Origin of the sequence: Lentzea sp. NEAU-D7 (genome assembly GCF_026242055.1) — a bacterium.
Lineage (GTDB): Bacteria > Actinomycetota > Actinomycetes > Mycobacteriales > Pseudonocardiaceae > Lentzea.
In genome coordinates, this window is record NZ_JAPJDL010000012.1 from 117,626 (window position 1) to 134,851 (window position 17,226).

At 70.7% G+C, this 17,226-nt stretch carries 20 protein-coding genes; 6 read left to right on the plus strand and 14 right to left on the minus strand.

What is annotated here, in order from left to right:
* The first annotated feature begins 50 nt into the window (after positions 1-50).
* Positions 51-314, plus strand: coding sequence for a metal-sensitive transcriptional regulator (locus ORI60_RS24365; RefSeq protein ID WP_266040100.1), 264 nt, complete (start codon positions 51-53; stop codon positions 312-314).
* On the opposite strand, the gene ORI60_RS24370 is transcribed toward ORI60_RS24365, so the two are convergent.
* Positions 281-2,011: an aminotransferase class V-fold PLP-dependent enzyme gene (locus ORI60_RS24370; RefSeq protein WP_266040102.1), complete on the minus strand. Its 1,731-nt coding sequence runs from the start codon at positions 2,009-2,011 to the stop codon at positions 281-283. The two genes, ORI60_RS24365 and ORI60_RS24370, sit on opposite strands and share 34 nt — an antisense overlap.
* Positions 2,012-2,118: 107 nt before the next feature.
* On the opposite strand from ORI60_RS24370, the gene ORI60_RS24375 reads away from it, so the two are divergent.
* Genes ORI60_RS24375 through ORI60_RS24385 form a run of 3 tightly spaced genes read left to right on the plus strand, consistent with a single transcriptional unit; the run spans position 2,119 to position 4,173 of the window.
* Positions 2,119-3,357, plus strand: coding sequence for an NAD(P)/FAD-dependent oxidoreductase (locus ORI60_RS24375; RefSeq protein WP_266040104.1), 1,239 nt, complete (start codon positions 2,119-2,121; stop codon positions 3,355-3,357).
* Between the two features lie 11 nt (positions 3,358-3,368).
* Positions 3,369-3,686: a TusE/DsrC/DsvC family sulfur relay protein gene (locus ORI60_RS24380; RefSeq protein WP_266040106.1), complete on the plus strand. Its 318-nt coding sequence runs from the start codon at positions 3,369-3,371 to the stop codon at positions 3,684-3,686.
* A 19-nt stretch (positions 3,687-3,705) separates the two neighbouring features.
* A complete protein-coding gene (locus ORI60_RS24385) occupies positions 3,706-4,173 on the plus strand; it encodes a DsrE/DsrF/DrsH-like family protein (protein WP_266040108.1) in 468 nt (155 codons plus the stop codon).
* A gap of 121 nt (positions 4,174-4,294) precedes the next feature.
* Here the strand turns inward: ORI60_RS24385 and ORI60_RS24390 are convergent, their stop codons facing one another.
* Positions 4,295-4,993 (minus strand): calcium-binding protein, encoded by a 699-nt coding sequence (locus ORI60_RS24390; protein WP_266040109.1) that lies wholly within the window; start codon positions 4,991-4,993, stop codon positions 4,295-4,297.
* A gap of 425 nt (positions 4,994-5,418) precedes the next feature.
* On the opposite strand from ORI60_RS24390, the gene ORI60_RS24395 reads away from it, so the two are divergent.
* Positions 5,419-6,015 carry a hypothetical protein gene (locus tag ORI60_RS24395; RefSeq protein WP_266040112.1) on the plus strand — a complete coding sequence of 199 codons (597 nt, stop codon included), beginning with the start codon at positions 5,419-5,421 and terminating at the stop codon, positions 6,013-6,015.
* 117 nt (positions 6,016-6,132) lie between these two features.
* On the opposite strand, the gene ORI60_RS24400 is transcribed toward ORI60_RS24395, so the two are convergent.
* From ORI60_RS24400 to ORI60_RS24430, 7 genes are all read right to left on the minus strand, one after another.
* Entirely contained in the window at positions 6,133-6,474 is a 342-nt protein-coding gene (locus ORI60_RS24400) for a spore germination protein GerW family protein (RefSeq protein WP_266040114.1), read from the minus strand.
* Between the two features lie 241 nt (positions 6,475-6,715).
* Complete coding sequence (locus ORI60_RS24405) at positions 6,716-7,141, minus strand: hydrogenase maturation protease (RefSeq protein ID WP_266040116.1); 426 nt, start codon at positions 7,139-7,141, stop codon at positions 6,716-6,718.
* Positions 7,138-8,433, minus strand: a complete 1,296-nt coding sequence (locus ORI60_RS24410) for a Ni/Fe hydrogenase subunit alpha (protein ID WP_266040118.1) — start codon at positions 8,431-8,433, stop codon at positions 7,138-7,140. Before ORI60_RS24410 ends, ORI60_RS24405 begins: the two co-directional genes overlap by 4 nt.
* Positions 8,430-9,182, minus strand: coding sequence for an oxidoreductase (locus ORI60_RS24415; protein WP_266040120.1), 753 nt, complete (start codon positions 9,180-9,182; stop codon positions 8,430-8,432). The genes ORI60_RS24410 and ORI60_RS24415 overlap by 4 nt, the downstream gene beginning before the upstream one ends.
* Positions 9,182-9,964, minus strand: a complete 783-nt coding sequence (locus tag ORI60_RS24420; RefSeq protein WP_266040122.1) for an FAD/NAD(P)-binding protein — start codon at positions 9,962-9,964, stop codon at positions 9,182-9,184. Before ORI60_RS24420 ends, ORI60_RS24415 begins: the two co-directional genes overlap by 1 nt.
* Positions 9,961-10,422: a cyclic nucleotide-binding domain-containing protein gene (locus ORI60_RS24425; protein ID WP_266040124.1), complete on the minus strand. Its 462-nt coding sequence runs from the start codon at positions 10,420-10,422 to the stop codon at positions 9,961-9,963. The genes ORI60_RS24420 and ORI60_RS24425 overlap by 4 nt, the downstream gene beginning before the upstream one ends.
* Positions 10,419-11,492, minus strand: coding sequence for a 4Fe-4S dicluster domain-containing protein (locus ORI60_RS24430; protein ID WP_266040126.1), 1,074 nt, complete (start codon positions 11,490-11,492; stop codon positions 10,419-10,421). Before ORI60_RS24430 ends, ORI60_RS24425 begins: the two co-directional genes overlap by 4 nt.
* Before the next feature lie 155 nt (positions 11,493-11,647).
* Here ORI60_RS24430 and ORI60_RS24435 point away from each other — a divergent pair, with 155 nt between their 5' ends.
* Positions 11,648-12,058, plus strand: a complete 411-nt coding sequence (locus ORI60_RS24435) for an Hsp20/alpha crystallin family protein (RefSeq protein WP_266040128.1) — start codon at positions 11,648-11,650, stop codon at positions 12,056-12,058.
* Between the two features lie 21 nt (positions 12,059-12,079).
* Here the strand turns inward: ORI60_RS24435 and hypE are convergent, their stop codons facing one another.
* The 5 genes from hypE to ORI60_RS24460 all read right to left on the minus strand — a co-directional run bounded on the left by hypE (position 12,080) and on the right by ORI60_RS24460 (position 17,197).
* Positions 12,080-13,105 carry a hydrogenase expression/formation protein HypE gene (hypE, locus tag ORI60_RS24440; RefSeq protein WP_266040130.1) on the minus strand — a complete coding sequence of 342 codons (1,026 nt, stop codon included), beginning with the start codon at positions 13,103-13,105 and terminating at the stop codon, positions 12,080-12,082.
* Complete coding sequence (hypD, locus tag ORI60_RS24445; RefSeq protein ID WP_266040132.1) at positions 13,102-14,199, minus strand: hydrogenase formation protein HypD; 1,098 nt, start codon at positions 14,197-14,199, stop codon at positions 13,102-13,104. Before hypD ends, hypE begins: the two co-directional genes overlap by 4 nt.
* Positions 14,196-14,441: a HypC/HybG/HupF family hydrogenase formation chaperone gene (locus ORI60_RS24450; RefSeq protein WP_266040133.1), complete on the minus strand. Its 246-nt coding sequence runs from the start codon at positions 14,439-14,441 to the stop codon at positions 14,196-14,198. Before ORI60_RS24450 ends, hypD begins: the two co-directional genes overlap by 4 nt.
* A complete protein-coding gene (gene hypF / locus ORI60_RS24455; RefSeq protein ID WP_266040135.1) occupies positions 14,441-16,633 on the minus strand; it encodes a carbamoyltransferase HypF in 2,193 nt (730 codons plus the stop codon). Before hypF ends, ORI60_RS24450 begins: the two co-directional genes overlap by 1 nt.
* A gap of 354 nt (positions 16,634-16,987) precedes the next feature.
* On the minus strand, positions 16,988-17,197 hold the full coding sequence (locus ORI60_RS24460) for a hypothetical protein (protein ID WP_266040137.1): 210 nt from the start codon (positions 17,195-17,197) through the stop codon (positions 16,988-16,990).
* Positions 17,198-17,226: the final 29 nt, after the last annotated feature.

Below are 17,226 nucleotides of genomic sequence, written 5' to 3' on the forward strand. Positions count from 1 at the left end.
CAGGTTGTTCCCGCTCTCAGGTACCCTGGGGGGTACTGAAGGAGGTACGGGTGGAGCTGAACGAAGAAGTCCTCACCGACGTGGTCAAGCGGCTGCGGCGCGTGCAGGGACAGGTGGGCGGGATCGTCCAGATGATCGAGGCCGGCCGTGACTGCAAGGACGTCATCACGCAGCTGGCCGCGGCGTCGCGCGCGCTGGACAGGGCGGGCTTCAAGCTGATCGCCAGCGGGCTGGAGCAGTGCATCGCCGACGGCTCCGAGCAGTCGGTCGCCGACCGCGCTCAACTGGAGAAGCTCTTCCTCGCGCTGGCCTGACCGAGCAGGCAGACCGGCGGCAGCACGAACCAGCGCAGCGACTCGAAGTCCTCGGGCAGCCCGGTGGGACCGTCGTCGAGGAGGTCCGCGCGAGCGGTGAGCAGGCGCCGGGCTTCCTCCAGCTGCGTGGCTAGGACGCTGTCGTCGGCGTGGGCGCGAGGGCTGGACGTGGCTGTGCCGGCCGCCGCGGCGGAGCGCAGATCGGGCAGTCCCGGCGGGACGGTCGCGGTGGCGCGGTGCCGCCACAGCCCGGTGTGCGGGTCGAAGACGTAGTCGGTCAGGAGCCGATGGCCGTACCGGGCGACCAGTCGCACGGCCTCGACGAGGTAGTCGCGGACGGCGTCCGTGATGAAGTAGTTGAAGTTGAGCCGCACCCAGCCCGGCTTGACCCCGTCGCAGCCCACGGCGACCTCGTGGTCGTAGCCGCGGGAGTGCGCGGTGTCGATGGCGAGCAGCCGGTGCCCGTACGGTCCGGCGCAGGAGCAGCCGCCGCGCGTCTGGACGCCGAACAGGTCGTTGAGCAGGGCGACCACGAAGTTGTGGTGCAGGAACCGGCTTCCGCAGCGGATGCGGAACGACACGATCGAGAGCCGGGCCGCGTCGTGGTTGCCGAGGATCTCGATGCCGGGCTCGTCCTCCCACGTGGCGAGGGCGTGCCGCCACAGCCGTTCCTCGCGGGCCTGGATCGTCCGGGTGCCGACGGCGTCCTTGAGCGCGAACACCAGACCGGCCCTGACCGACTCGACGATGGCGGGTGTGCCACCTTCCTCGCGGGCGACCGGGTCGTCCAGGTAGCGGTGTCCGAGCGGGTGGACGAACGCCACCGTGCCGCCACCCGGAACGGTCGGCACCGCGTTGGTGACCAGTTCCCGGCGGACCACGAGCACTCCGGGGGTCTGCGGGCCGCCGACGAACTTGTGCGGCGACAGGAAGATCGCGTCCTTGTGGTCGCCGCGGCCCGGCGCGCTCTCGCACATGCGGATGGACACGTACGGGGCGGCGGCCGCGTAGTCCCAGAAGGACAGCGCGCCGTGCTCGTGCAGCAGGGCGGCGATGCTGTCGGTGTTGGTGAGCACGCCGGTGACGTTGGAGGCGGCGGAGAAGCTGCCGATCCGCAGCGGACGGCCGGCGTACCGCACCAGCTGGTGGCGGAGCTCGGCGACGTCGATGTGGCCGCGGGCGTCCTCGCCGATGACCACGACGTCCGCGATGGACTCGCGCCACGGCAGTTCGTTGGAGTGGTGCTCGTACGGGCCGACGAACACCACGGGTCGCTCATCCGGCGGGATCCGGTCCGTCAACGAGTACCTCTCGTCGAGCCCTGCCGGAAGCCGCAGTTCGAGGACGGCGACCAGCTTGGCGATCGCGGCGGTCGCACCGGAGCCGCAGAAGATCACCAGGTCGTCCTCGGTGCCGCCGACCGAGTCGCGGATGAGCCGCCGGGCCTGCTCGCGCAGCCTCGTGGTGTACAGGCCCGTGCCGGAACTCTCGGTGTGGGTGTTGGCGTAGCGGGGGAGCACCTGCGCGCGGATGAAGTCCTCGACGAAGTCCAGCGCCCGGCCGGACGCCGAGTAGTCCGCGTAGATGATCCGGCGCGGGCCGTAGGGTCCGTCGAGGACCTCGTCGTCGCCGATGAGGCCACGCCGGATGCGGTCCAGCAGGGATGAGGTCCCTGCGCCGCGAACGGTGGCGGTCACCTGTCCATCGTGGATCGGGCGTTCGCCCGTGGACGCGGTCGATGGACCCGCGCGTGCGGGGACGAAGGCCCCTGGGTGCGGGTCTCGACGCGCCGAAGACTGAGGCCATGACCAAGCGCATCGTGGTTCTCGGCGGTGGCACGGGCGGCACGCTCGCGGCCAACAGACTGCGCCGTGTCCTGGGCGCGGAGTGCGAGATCACCGTGGTCGATCGCGACGACGACCACGTCTACCAGCCGGGCCTGCTGTTCGTCCCGTTCGGGCTCGCCCACGCGGACGACCTCGTCCGGTCCCGGCACCGGCAGTTGCGCGACGGAATCGGCTACCGCGGCAGCGGAGTCGACCACGTCGACACCGAGGCCGACCGGGTGCACCTCGCCGACGGCGGTGTGCTCGACTACGACGTCCTGATCATCGCGACCGGTGCCCGGCTGGTGCCGGAGGAGACCGACGGTCTGACCGGGCCGGGCTGGATGACCAGGGTGTTCAGCTTCTACGACCTGCAGGGTGCGACGGCACTGGCGCGGGCGCTGGAGGAGTTCGACGGTGGCCGGCTGGTGGTCGACGTCGTGGACCTGCCCATCAAGTGCCCGGTCGCACCGTTGGAGTTCTGCTTCCTGGCCGACTGGTACTTCCAGGAGCGCGGCATCCGCGACCGGGTCCGGCTGACCTACGTCACACCGCTGGACGGGGCGTTCACCAAGCCCGTCGCCTCCAGCGCACTCGCGGGAATGCTGCAGGACAAGGGCATCGAACTGGTGACCGAGTTCAACACCGGCGAGGTCGACGGTGCGGCGGGGAAGCTGATCTCGTACGACGAGCGCGAGGTCGAGTTCGACCTGGCGGTCGTGGTGCCGGTGCACGGCGGTGCCGAATGCGTCGAACGTTCCCCGGGCCTGGGTGACGCGCTCGGGTTCGTGCCCGCTGATGAGCGCACGCTGCAATCCAAGGCCAGGGACAACGTCTTCGTCATCGGGGACGCCGCGGCGATCCCGACCTCCAAGGCGGGGTCGGTCACCCACTTCGAGGGCGAGGTGCTGACCCGGAACGTCGTCCGGTTCCTCGCGGGTGAAGAACTCGACGCGAGCTTCGACGGCCACACCAACTGCTTCATCGAGAGCGGCTTCGGCAAGGCCCTGCTGATCGACTTCAACTACGACACCGAGCCGTTGCCCGGCCACTACCCGTCGCCGGTGGGACTGCCGCTGCTGGCGGAGTCGCGGCTCAACCACCTCGGCAAGCTGATGTTCTCCTGGCTGTACTGGCACAGCCTCCTGCCCGGCCGGGACCTGCCCGGCGTGTCCACCGCCATGCCCCGCGCGGGCAAGCGGTTCGAAGCCCGCTGAGGGGAATCCGAATGTCCACAAAGGTGTATGCCGGGACCGAGGTGCCGGTCAACGACGAGGGTTTCTTCCTCGACCCCGTGCAGTGGCGTGAGGACATGGCGCCCGAGATCGCCCACGAGGCGGGAGTCGGCGACCTGACCGATCGCCACTGGCAGGTCATCAGGTTCATGCGCGCCGAGTTCGCGGACAAGGGCACCGGCCCGACGGTTCGCGCCCTGGGCAAGACCTCCGGTGTCAGCGTGAAGGAGCTCTACCAGCTGTTCCCGAAGGGTCCGGCGAAACTCGCGGCCCGCATCGCCGGTATCCCGAAACCCCGCGGCTGCATCTGACTCGAAAGGACCGCCAGCGATGTCGGACAAGATCGAGAAGGTCTCCATCGTCGTCTCCAAGGGATCCCTGGAGGGGATCTACCCCGCGTTGATCATGGCCAACGGCGCCCGTGCGGAAGGCATCGAGGCCAACCTGTTCTTCACCTTCTTCGGGCTCGACGCCGTGCACAAGGCGCGGCACGAGCACATCAAGCTCGCCACCGTCGGAAACCCCGGCCTGCACCTGGCGACCTGGGCGGGCGGCCTGCCCGGTGTGTCCTCGGTGATGACGCGCTACCTGTCGCACAAGATGGAGGAGCTGGACATCCCGCCGATCCCCGAGTTCGTCGAGATGATCGCGGACACCGGAGCGGGCCTGTACGCGTGCCAGGCGTCCGTGGACCTGTTCGGTCTGTCCAAGGAGGACTTCATCGACCAGGTGCAGGGCGTCATCACGGTCGGTGAGTTCTACGAGCTCGCGGCGGGCGGCCAGATCATCTTCACGTGACGGGGCTTGCCTGACGACGGCCTGGATCGGCACGACCGGGAGAGCAGTCGCCTGCGGTCGGGGACGTGGGCGCCGCGGTCTCCCGGCCGCGCCGGGACTCGCACCGAACCGGAAATGCCGGTCAGAAGATGATTTCGCAGCCGGACAGCGACTCGAAGCGGGAGTCGCAGCGATCGGCCTGGCCCGCGCCGCCGTCACCGACGTCGAGGCCTGCCGGGTCGGTCAGCGTGTCGTTGCCCGCGTCGCCGTTGACGATGTCGTTGCCGGCACCGCCGTCGAGGTCGTCGACACCCGCGCCACCGTTGAGGGTGTCGTTGCCGTTGTCGCCGTTCATCCGGTCGGCGCCGTTCTGCCCGTTGAGCGTGTCAGTGCCGTCGCCACCGCTGACGGAGTCCGCGCCCGCTCCCGCGTTGACGGTGTCGTCACCCGCGCCGGCTTCGACGGTGTCGGCGGCCGCGCCGCCGTTGAGGGTGTCGTTGCCCGCACCACCGTCGAGGCGGTCCGGACCCTGGCCTCCGGTGAGCGTGTCGTTGCCCGCCTCACCGTTGAGCGTGTCGGCGCCGTCCTCACCGGCGGCCCAGTCGTTTCCGTTGCCGCCGAAGAACTCGTCCGCCCCCGCTCCCAGGCAGGCGGTGTCGTTGCCGTTGAGACCGAACACGACGTCGTCGCCGCCGTGCGTGACGAACACGTCCGGACCGTTGGTGCCGAACAGGACGTCGTTGCCGTTGGTCCCGACCTGCGTCGCGGCCAGTCCGTTGCACATCGGTTGCGGTTGTGCCGCAGCCGTGCCCGAGGGCCACAGCACCAGCCCTGCGCTCATCAGAAGAAGTACCGGTACCACTGCTCTGCGGCTATCGCTCATCCTAGAAGTTTGTGCCCGAACAACGTGTTCGCCAAGGGGCCAAACCCCAGGTGGCTCAACGGTTGCAGCGCAGCCAGGTGCTGACGAGGCTGGTGGTGAGCAACACGCCGCCCGCGACGAGGAGCGTTTCAGGCACGGCAATGGTGGCCGCACCAACGCCGTCCACTGAGGAAGAGGGACGCCGGCGCGCTGGTGCTCGATCGTGACAACGGCGTTCGGCGCGCCAGCGCGGAGCCCAGCTTCCGCGCCGGGGAACTCACTCCACCAGAGACTTCTGGCCCGTACCGGCGGTATTCGACCGGCCCACTTGCCCGGTCGCGAGGAGACCGAGGACCCTGGGACGCGCCGCTCGTCAGGGGCAACCTGCCTGATGGAGGTGGACCATGGCCCTGAAGCTTCTCCGCCGAGTCGTTCGCCAGGCGTTTCCCGGCCGCAACCAGCTCGCCACCGCGGGAGATCGGCTCGAAGGAGCCGTGCTGGCGGCAGCTGTGGCGGTCGCGTTGCTGGCGATGCCCGTCGCGGGTGCCGTCGGCTCGGAGCTGCACGCGAGACAGCGGGCACAGGTGGAAAGCCAGCAGGAGACGCGCGAGCGCGCCGAAGCCGTTCTCGCCGAAGACGCCTCGCCACCCGTCTCGGTGGACGATCGCGGCACGGTTCCGGAGAAGGTTCCTGTGCGGGCGACGTGGCTCGGACCCGGCGGTCAGGCCCGGGAGGGCGACGTGCGGGTGAACCGAGGAGCGAAAGCCGGCACCGCCGTGCCGATCTGGATCGACCGGTACAGCGGTGACCTGACCGAGCCGCCCCTGACCGCCGGAGGTGCCGCGGTCAACGCGATCGGCGTCGCCCTGCTGCTCTGGGCCGCCGCAACGGCCTCTGTCGCATTCCTCCACGTCCTGGTCCGCTTCGTGCACACCAGGTTGCGGATGCGCCGGTGGGAACTGGAGTGGCAGCGGGTTTCACGCGACTGGACCACCCGCTGATCCCGGTGCTCTCGCAGTTGCCGTTGATGCGGACCTCGTAGATGGTCACGTCGTGGTGAAGAGCGAGACGAAGAACGTGACGGCCAGATCAGGCCGTGCCAGAGGCGTTCCAGCCGCTCACTGCAGGTGAGCCTTCGCCTTGGCGAGGCGTAGCGCCACGACGAGCGCGGCGACGGCCACCACGCCCGCCGTGGCGACCAGCCGGTTCACGTCGACCGCCGGCACCCAGCGGACCTTGCCGTCGCTGATGACGTAGGCGCCGGTGGGCTTCGCGGTGATGCCGAAGCCGCCGCCCTCTCCCTCCTGGTTCTTCTCGTCGCGGCCGGTGCCGCCGCCCGCGCCACCGGAGAGCGTGGCGGCGGCGATGACGGTGATGCCGTCCTTCTCGTAAGGCTCGGTGTACACCTTCTTCGCCTCCAGGGATTCCTTGGTCTTGGCGATCAGCTCGTCGACCTTCATGACTTCTCCTCCAAGTCGGGGTGTCCGCTTCGAAGGGTCGGGCCGACGTGCCGTTGCGGGACAGGGTCACAGGTCCTCGCGGGGGAGGGACCGGGTCTCGTCCGCCGGTGCACCCGGAGCTGGCAGTGAGGCTCCCCACCGTCGAGTCATGACCCGACCGTCCGTGCCGGTGAGGTCCACGGGTTCCTCGGGCTCGACGACGCGGGCAAGACCACGACGGCGTTGCGTGCCGGGCGCCCGCTCAGGGCAACTCCGCCAGCACCGAGGTGGTCAGGTCCGCCACAGCTGCCGCCACGGCGGGCGTCAGCCCGGTGCCGAAGCCGACGTCAGCCACTTCCACGGCGTAGATCACCAGGTGCTCCGGCCTGCGGTCGAGCGCCTCGGCGAGTTCCACGGCCTCGGGCACCCCGAGTCCGTGCGAGCTCGCCGCGGGGATGGTGTGCGGCAACGTGGTTCGATGCCAGCGACCTGGAACCGCAGGTGTGCAGCGCACGGCATCCACGATCACGACGACGTCGGCACCGTCCCACGCCTCCATCAGCCGGACCGGGTCGCCGTCGCTGATCTCCGCGTGGACACCGGAGGCGGCTACCGCGCGGGCGACGGCCGGGCCGACTCCGTCGTCGCGCCGGAACTCGTTGCCGACTCCGATCACCACGGCGCTCACAGCCGCTCCCGGTTGAAGTCGAGGAAGTGAGCGGAACAGGAGATGCACGGGTCGTAGTTGCGGATCGTCTGCTCGCACAACGACTGCAGCGCGTGGTCGTCCAGGTGCTGGTGCGACCGGACCACGGACGTCACGTCGGTCTCGATCGCCGACTGGTTCTGCGACGTGGGCGGCACGATGTCCGCGTCGAGGATCCGGCCGGCCGCGTCGAGCCCGTAGCGGTGGTAGAGCAGGCCCCGCGGTGCCTCCGTCACGCCGTGCCCGATCCCGGCACGCGGCACCACCTCGATGCTGGGCTGGTCCGGGCGTTCGTACGACTCGATGATCCGCAACGCCTCCTCGACGGCGTACACGATCTCGACGGCTCGCACGACGATGCTGCGGAACGGGTTGCGGCACACCGGCCCGAGACCTGCCGCGGTCGCGGCCTCGCGGGCGGCGGGGGAGAGGCGATCGGAATTGAGGCTGTACCGGGCGAGCGGGCCGACCAGGAACAACCGGTCGTCCAGCCGCGCGTGCAGTGCCGTGGAATGCGGAACCTGGTGCTCCACCACGTGATCCCCGAACTCGGCCACGGGGAAGTCCAGTCCGGTGCTGACGTGCGGTGTGCCGCCGTCGAGCGGATAGCCGTCGTCCTCGCGCAGCGCCATGAGATCGTGAGGTACATCGAGGTCGGGGAAGTCGAACCCGGCCACCCATTCGACCGTGGCCAGCGCGTCGTGCAGCGCCTGCCTCACCGTCTCGGCCAAGGGACGCAGGTCGTCCGGTGCCGGAACGCGGTAGAACCCGCCGACGCGGACGTTCACGGGGTGGATCGCGCGCCCGCCGATCACGTCCATGATCCTGTTGCCCGCCTTCTTGAGCGCCAGCCCTCGTTCGACCACGGCGCGGTGTTCCCGGGCGAGTGCGATGCCGTCCGGGAACCCCAGGAAGTCCGGAGCGTGCAGCAGGTAGATGTGCAACGCGTGGCTGGAGATCCACTCACCGCAGTACAGCAGCCGGCGCAGCGCCCGCAGCTGTCCGCTGACGTGCACCCCGCACGCGTCCTCGATCGCCAGGCAGGCGCTCATCTGGTACGCCACCGGGCAGATGCCGCAGATGCGGGCGGTGATGTCCGGTGGTTCGCGGAAGTTCCTGCCGCGCAGGAACGCCTCGAAGAACCGCGGCGGTTCGTAGATGTTCAGCTCCACGCGGTCGACCTCGCCGCCGACGGTGCGCACGTGCAGTGCGCCCTCGCCTTCGACCCGTGCGAGTCCGGCCACCTGCAACGTGCGGTTCGGGCGATGGGTCATGACCACTCCGCGTTCGCGTTGAAGGTGCGGAACACCAGATGCAGCTCGTCGTCGCCCATGCCGCTGCGCCGCAGCAGCGGTACGAGGGCGGGCACGTTCGGCTGGTTCATCGGACCGAAGCAGCCGTAGCAGCCCCTGTTGACCGCCGGGCACAACGCGCCGCACCCGGCGTGCGTCACCGGCCCGAGGCACGGTGTGCCGTGCGCGACCATCACGCAGGTGAGCCCGCGGCGCTTGCAGTCGGTGCAGACGCTGGTGTCCGGGAGGTCGGGCTTTCGCCCCGCGAGCAACGCCGTCAGCACCTCCAGCAACTGCCCCTTGTCGATGGGACACCCGCGCAGTTCGTGGTCCACGGTGACATGCGCGGAGATGGGGGTCGACGTGCCCAGCGCGGCGATGTGGTCGGGCCGGGCGTAGACGATCGAGCGGAACTCGTCGACGTCGGCGAAGTTCCGCAACGCCTGGATGCCGCCCGAGGTCGCGCACGCGCCCACGACGACCAGCACCGCCGACTGCTCGCGGATCCAGCGGATCCTTTCGGCCTCCTCCGGCGTGGTCACCGATCCCTCGACGATCGAGATGTCGTACGGACCCGGCTCGCTGACGCTCGTGACCTCCAGGAAGTGCGCGATCCGGACCTGCTCGGTCAACGGCAGCAGCTCGTCCTCGCAGTCCAGCAACGTGAGCTGACAGCCGTCGCACGAGGTGAACTTCCACACGGCGACCGAGGTTCTGCTTGGAGTGGGCATCAGAGCTCCCTCGTGAGCAACAGCGGTTCCGCGACCGGGTAACCGACGACCGGCCCCGAACGGCACAGCAGCAACGGCCCGAGCTGGCAGTGACCGCAGAGACCGATGCCGCACTGCATGTTGCGTTCCAGCGACACCTGGATCCGCTCGGCCGGCACACCCCGGCCGAGCAAGGTCCTGGCGCAGAAGCGCATCATCGGTTCGGGACCGCACAGCAGCGCCGTGGTGCGGTCCGGGTCGAGCGGTATGGACGCGAGTGGTTCGGTGACGAAGCCGATGCGCCCGTTCCAGTCGTGGTCGCCGTGGTCGACGGTGAGCACGGTGTCCACACCGGACAGATGGCTGAGTTCGGCCGTGTACAACAGGTCCTGCGGAGTCCGGGCGCCCGCGATGAACACGGTGCGCTTGCTCGGGTGGGCGAGCACCGGCCGCAGCGGGGCGAGTCCGATGCCGCCCGCGACCACGAGGAGGTCCTCGACGTCGTCGAGCCGCCACGCCGTGCCGAACGGGCCGCGCACCCCGATCACGGTGCCGGGCGCGGCGTCGTGCAGCGCACGGCTGACCGCGCCGACGGAACGAACCGTGTGGACGAGCGTGCCGTCACCGGGGATCGCGCTGACCGAGATCGGCACCTCGCCGACGCCGTGCGCGTAGAGCATCGCGAACTGGCCGGGCCGGAACGCGGGCAACGACTCGGCGACCGGCCGCAGCGCCAGAGTCGCCGAGTCGTGCGTCTCGACGGTGCGCGTCGCCACCCGGTACGGCGTCGGCACCCAGGTCATGAGGGATTCCGGTAGAGGTCGAGCAGCCGGATCCGGGTCGCCTGCAACCGGTTCAGCAGCGCTTCGAGCAGAACGAGGGACAGCTGGTAGCCCAGGGCCGGGTCCTCGCCCGCCAGTTGCCGCAACGCCGCGGTGTCCACCACCACCGCCCGCGTCGGCGACACCACCGTCGCGCCGAAGTGCCACCGGTACGGCGGCACGAGCCACGACCAGCCCAGCAGCTCGCCCGGCCCGATGCTCTGCACCGCGACCCGGCCGCGCTGGGGCACGACCGTGTCGACCGTGACGCATCCGGTCTGCACGACCCAGCACTGGTCGGCGAGCCCGCCCTCGTCGAACAGCCGGGTGCCGGCCTCGTAGGTCTCGATCCGGCTGACTCCCGCGACCGCCGCGCGCTGGGTGTGGGACAGGTTCGTGAACAGTGGAAGCGTGTCCAGGCCGGTCATTGGGGTGGTCATCGTCGCTCACCGCCGTGTTCCGTCGTTTGGCTGAGTGCTGCTGCTTCTTCGGTGATGTCGATCCCCGCCGGGCACCAGGCGATGCACCGTCCACAACCGACACATCCCGACGTGCCGAACTGGTCGTGCCAGGTGCCGAGCTTGTGCGTCATCCACTGCCGGTACCGCGCGGCACCGGACGTGCGGACCGCACCGCCGTGCAGGTGGGAGAAGTCGATCTCGAAGCACGACGCCCACCGCTCCGCGCGCTCCGCGTTCCCGTCGAGGTCGGTGGTGTCCTCGACCGAGACGCAGAAGCACGTCGGGCAGACCATCGTGCAGTTGCCGCAGGTGAGGCACCGCTGCGCGACGGCCTCCCAGTGCGCGGAGTCCCGGTTGGCGGCGAGCAGGTCGCGCAGGTCGACCTCGGGCAATGCGCGGCCCATGCGGCGCGCGGCGGTCGCGACGTCCTGCTCGGCCAGGGCGACGTCCTGCTTCGTGGCCACGCGACCGGGCAGGCGGTCGAGGACTGCGGCCCCTGCCTCGGTGCCGGGCGTGGCGAGGAAACGGTGCCCGTCGGCGTCGAGGCGTTCCGTCAGCGCGATGTCGTAACCGTCTCCTGCTCCGGGGCCGCAGCCCATCGACGTGCAGAAGCACACCTCACCGGGCTCCGTGCACTGGGCGGCGACGACGAACGGGAGCTTGCTGGCGACGATCTGGCGGAGCTTCGCGATGGCGGCGAGGTCGCAGGGCCGCACGCCGAGGAACGCGTAGTCCGGCGTGTCGTCCCGCGCTGCGTGGAATCCGGTGCTGTCGCTGGAGACGAGCGTGCGGCGCGGCGGGTGCAGGAACCGCTTCCACGACTGCGGGCCCGCCGAGTGGCCGAAGACCGCCGCGTCCTCCCGTTCGCGCACCCGGTAGTGGCCGGGGCCGGTCTCGACGCCCCATCCGCTCGGCAGGTCCGCCGCGGAGCTCAGCTCGGCGAGGGTGATCGCGTCGTCCCGCAGGACCGGGCCGATGACCACGTGGCCCTCCTCCCGCAGCACGCCGACGAGGGCGTCGAGGCCGTCGAGGCCGAGCACGACGTTCATTTCCGCCACCTCCTGGGTCTTCTCCCATGGTCGCGAGGTGCCCGGCACGCCCCCAGTGACGAAGTACCCGTGCGGTGGAGCGCTTCCGTCTCTGTCCGGCGGGGAGCCCCGGTGGTGAGCTGGAGTTGCCGCAAGGCGACAGGAAAGGAGACGACATGAGTTCGCTGGCTCGCCGTCAGGCAAGTTCCCTCCTGCCCGATCTCTGGGAGATGTTCGACGCGACCTGGCCGTTCGGCACCCGGCACCCGATGCACATCGAGGACTTCGTCGAGGAGGGCTCCTACGTGCTGCGCGCGGAGCTGCCCGGCCTGGACGCCACGAAGGACATCGACGTGAGCGCGACGGACGGCACTCTCACGGTCACCGCCAAGAGGGAGGAGACGAAGAAGGAACAGCAGCGCTCCGAGTTCCGCTACGGCTCGTTCACCCGCACCGTGACGCTGCCCTCGGGCGCGGACACCTCGAAGATCTCCGCGGAGTACAAGAAGGGCATCCTCGAGGTCCGCGTGCCGATCGCCGCGCCGCCGGAGGAGCGCAAGATCCAGATCGACGTCCAGGAGGACTGACCTCTCCACCACTGCCCCGGATCAGCAGATCCGGGGCAGCTGCTCGCCGACCAGCACGTCGACGACGCGTGACGAGCCGACCAGGGTGTGCGCGAGGACGCGGCCGGGCATGCCGTGCGTCACCTCGCCGATGATCGTGGTCTCCGCGCCCTCCGGCAGCGCGCGCATCGCCTTGACCACCGCGTCGACAGATGCCGGAGCCACGAACGCCACCAGGCAGCCCTCGTTGGCGACGTGCAGCGGGTCCAGGCCGAGCAGGTCGCACGCGGCGGCGACCGGGACCGGCACCGGCACGGCCGACTCGACGATCTCCACGCACACCCCGGACGCCGTGGCGATCTCGTTGAGCGATCCGGCGAGCCCTCCACGCGTGGGATCGCGCAACGCGTGCACGTCCGCGCCGCCGGCGGCGATCATCGCGGCCACCAGCTCGTGCAGCGGCTGACTGTCCGAGAGGACGTCGGCCTCGAAACCGAGTCCCTCGCGGGCACTGAGGATCGAGATGCCGTGCCCGCCGATCGCTCCCGACAGGAGGACGACGTCGCCCCGCACGGCGCTCGCCGCGGACGGCCAGGCGTCGCGCAGCCGCACCCCGACGCCTGTCGTGGTGATGTAGAGGCCGTCGGCGGCGCCGCGTCCCACCACCTTCGTGTCACCGGTGACGATCGGGACGCCTGCCGCGCGGGCGGCGGCCGCCGCGGAGTGCGTGATGTCGCGCAACTCCGAGATCGGCAGGCCCTCCTCGATGATGTACGCGAGGCTGAGCGCGATCGGGCGGGCGCCGCGCATGGCGAGGTCGTTCACGGTGCCGTGCACGGCGAGCGAGCCGATGTCGCCGCCGGGGAAGAACCGCGGCGTCACGACGTAGCTGTCGGTGCTGAACACCTGGTCCAGCCCGATCAGAGCGGCGTCCTCCAGCGGGCCGGTGAGGCCGAGTTCGGGGCTGATGACCTCGGCGATCAGCTCGGCCATCAGCTGTCCGCCGGAACCGTGGCCGAGCAGGACGCGTTCGGTCTCCACGCGGGGGACAGGGCACGAGAGTGTCATCGGTGCTCCAGGGTTCGGCCGGCGTTGAAGAACGCCGCACAGGTGCCCTCGCTGGACACCATCGGTGCGCCCAGCGGCGTTCTGGGGGTGCAGGTGCGCCCGTAGGCGGCGCAGTCGGTCGGCACGCGGGTGCCGCGCAGGATGTCGCCCGCTATGCAGTCGGGCGACTCTCGGGTCACGAGGTCACCGACGGCGAACCGGTGTTCCGCGTCATACCGGGAGAACTCGGGGCGCAGCGCGAGGCCGCTGCGCGGGATCGGGCCGATGCCGCGCCACGTCCGGTCGGTGACCTGGAAGACGCGTCGCACGGCGTCCTGCGCGGCGGTGTTGCCGGACCGGCGCACCGCGCGGGCGTACTGGTTCTCGACCTCGGTGCGGCCCTCTTCGAGCTGCCGCACGGCCATCAGGATCCCCTCGAGCAGGTCCAGCGGCTCGAACCCGGTCACGACGATCGGCACGCCGTACTTGCGCGCGATCGGCTCGTACTCGGTCCAGCCCATGACCGCGCAGACGTGGCCGGCCGCGAGGAACGCCTGGACTTGAGTGTCCGGCTCGTCCATCAGCGCCGTGATGGCGGGCGGCACCAGCACATGGCTCACCAGCGCGCTGAAGTTCGCCACCCCCGTCGACGCGGCGTGCAGCACCGCCATCGCGTTGGCGGGAGCGGTCGTCTCGAACCCGACCGCCAGGAACACGACCTCCTGGTCCGGGTTCTCCCGGGCGATGCGGACGGCGTCGAGCGGCGTGTAGACGACCCGCACGTCCGCGCCGCGGGCCTTGAGCGCGAGCAGGTCGTCCGACGTGCCGGGCACGCGCAGCATGTCGCCGTAGCTGGTCAGGACGACGTCCGGCCGGGCGGCGATCGCGAGGGCCCGGTCGATGGTCTCCAGCGGTGTCACGCAGACGGGGCAGCCAGGGCCGTGGATCATCCGGACGCCGGCGGGCAGCAGCTCGTCGATGCCCTGCCGCACGATCGTGTGCGTCTGGCCGCCGCAGACCTCCATGATCGTCCACGGCGCCGTGGCCGTGGACCGCAACTCGGCGAGCAGGCGCCGGGCCAGCACGGGATCTCGGTACTCCTGCAGGTACTTCACGCTCCCAGCTCCGTCTCGATCGCGTCCGGCATCGAGCGCAGCACGGCGAGCGTCTTGGCCGCCTCCTCCTCGTCGACCAGGGTGATCGCGAACCCGACGTGCACGATCACGTAGTCGCCGACCTCGGCCTCCGGTGTGTAGGCGAGGCACACCGGCCGGCGCAGCCCGTCGAAGTCGACGGTCCCCGACCGGGGCTCTGCGTCGTCCAGCGTCACGATCCGTCCAGGAATCCCCAGGCACATCAGCTTTCCCCTCCCGCCAGCCGGGCCGCCGCCACGGCGGCCTGTCCATAGCTGATCCCGCCGTCGTTGACCGGTACGCGCTCGCCGACGAGCACCTGGAAGTCGCCGAGCTCACGGGTGACGGCGTCGACGAGCCTGCGGTTCTGGAACACCCCGCCGCCCAGGCACACCGTCGTGACGCCATCCGCGACCTCGCGCACGAGTGCCGCGGTGACCTCGGCGATCGTCGTGTGGAACCGGGCGGCGGCGACGCCGGTCGGGTCGCCACAGGTGACGAGGTCGCGCAGGGTCGGCACCGGGTCGTACACCCACATCCCGTCGCGCCGGTGCAGCTTCCAGTCGAACGACGGACCGTCGTGCCCGGCGGCAGCGGCCTCCAGCAGCACGGCCGCCTCACCCTCGTAGGAGTTCTCCTCGCACAACCCCAGCAACGCCGACGCCGCGTCGAACAACCTGCCGGCGCTCGACGCCAGCGGGCTGTTGACCTGCCGTTCGATCATGCGCCGCACCAGAACGGTCTCCGCCGCCCGTCGGGTGTCCGGAATGGACTCCGCGCCGAAGTCCTCGGCTCCGTGCAGGTACCCGAGCGCCATGCGGGACGGTCGCCGCACCGCGGCCTCCCCGCCGGGCAGCGGCGCGCGGCCGAACCGGCCGACCCGCCGGTAGTCGCGGTACGTGGCCAGGAGGATCTCGCCGCCCCACAGCGTGCCGTCGTCGCCGAGTCCCAGGCCGTCGTACGCGACACCGATGAACCTCCCCCGCACACCGTGCTCGGCCGCGGTCGCCGCGACGTGGGCGTGGTGGTGCTGAACGGGGATCCGTCGCTCGCGCGACCACCGCGTGGCGTACCCGGTCGAGAGGTAGCGGGGATGCAGGTCGTGCGCGCAGTACTCCGGGCTCGCGTCCTGCCACCGGCACAGGGCGTCCGCGGTGCGCTCGAAAGCCGTGAGCGTCTCGGCGTTCTCCAGATCACCGGTGTGCGGTCCGAGCACCGCGTGGTCGCCGACGGCGAGTGCCGCGGTGTGCTTCAGCTGAGCGCCCAACGCCAGCACCGGAGCCGGTGACGCCACGGGCAGCGGCAGGCGGCTCGGCGCGAATCCCCGTGCCCTGCGCACCATTCGTCCGGCGCGGACGACCGAGTCGTCGTAGCGCTCGAGTATCGGCCTGTCGTGCGAGAGGATGCCGTCCACCATCGGACCGAGCTTGGCCGCGGCCTCCTCGTCGGAGATCACGATCGGCTCGCCCGACCGGTTGCCGCTGGTCACCACGAGCGGCCGGCCGAGGCCGCGGATCAGCAGGTGGTGCAGCGGGCTGTACGGCAGGAAGAGCCCGACGTCCAGCCCTCCGGTGTGCGAAGGCAGCACGACGATCGGGGCGGCGGGCGACTGCAGCAGCTCGGCCGCTTCTCCGTCCACGGCGGACAGCGTGCGAGCCTCGGCGAGGTCGCGGACCATCACCGCCAGCGGTTTGCGCGGCCGGTGCTTGAGCTTGCGCAACCGGGCGACCGCGTCCTCGTCCGCGGCGTCGCAGATCAGCTGGTAGCCGCCGACGCCCTTGACCGCGACGATGCCGCCCCGCGCCATCACCCTGGCGGACACGTGCAGTGCCTCGTTGCCCCGGACGTCTCCCCAGCGCAGTCGAGGGCCGCAGTCGGGGCAGGCCACCGGCTCCGCGTGGAAGCGGCGGTCGGCCGGATCGTGGTACTCCGCGCAACACCAGGTGCACAGCGGAAATCCGCGCATGGACGTGCGTGACCGGTCGTAGGGCAACGACTTGACGATCGTGGCGCGCGGTCCGCAGTCGGTGCAGTTGATGAACGGATACCGGTAGCGCCGGTCATCGGGGTCGAACAGCTCGGCCACGCAGGCGTCGCAGGTCGCGAGATCGGGCACGATCGTGCGCGGTCCAGCCGCGAACCCGCTGTCCAGCACGACGAACCCGGTCCGCCCGATGTCCTCGTGCGGCGTGACGGTGATGTCGTCGACGCGTGCGTGGCGTGGCGCACGCTCGCGCAGAGCCAGCCGGAACGCGCTGAGCGTGTCCGGCGTCCCGCACGCCGTGATCACGACGTGCCCGCCGACGTTGCGCACGTCGCCCCGGATGCCGAGCTCGGTCGCGAGCCGCAGCACCTGCGGCCGGAACCCGACACCCTGCACGGTGCCGTGCACCTCGATGCGTTCGGTCGTGGTCACGGTTCTCCCACCCCTGGCGATGGTCTGTCTCACGAACGTGGCATCGGCGGCACCCTGCCGTGAGGGGCCTAGGTCCCGCGCGAGCCGGGACCGTTGGGACGCTGATGCCGGGCGGGGCCGTGACAGCACTCGCCAGCCCGCAGGCGCCTCACCGATGCCGCCGGGCACGAAACCGTTGCGCACCAACACGTTCTCGACGCGTAACAGATCGGCGAGCGGTACGCCGGTCCTGGGGGTCGACCGCGAACAGGCGGCGGAACGCGTCGGGGCAGGTGGCACCGGACGGGTGCATGCACAGGCCGTCGTTGAACGGCGTGTTCTGCGTTCTCCGGCGCGGCGTCAGCCGTTGCGATGTCACGGGCGGACGACCGCCCGCCCGGTGGAAGCGTCGTTCGCACCACCCACTACCGCGCCGTGGTCGTTCACGCCGAGCGCGAACGACGGTCCGCCGTCAGCGGACGGGACCAGGCCGACCAGGCGGTCGTGCCGGTGGTCCCGTCGCCGTGACCCGCCGGCGCAGCGTCGTTCGACGACCCCGCCGCCGCGGTCGGCGACGGCCGTCACCTCCCCGCCTAGCCTTAACGGGCTTGGCG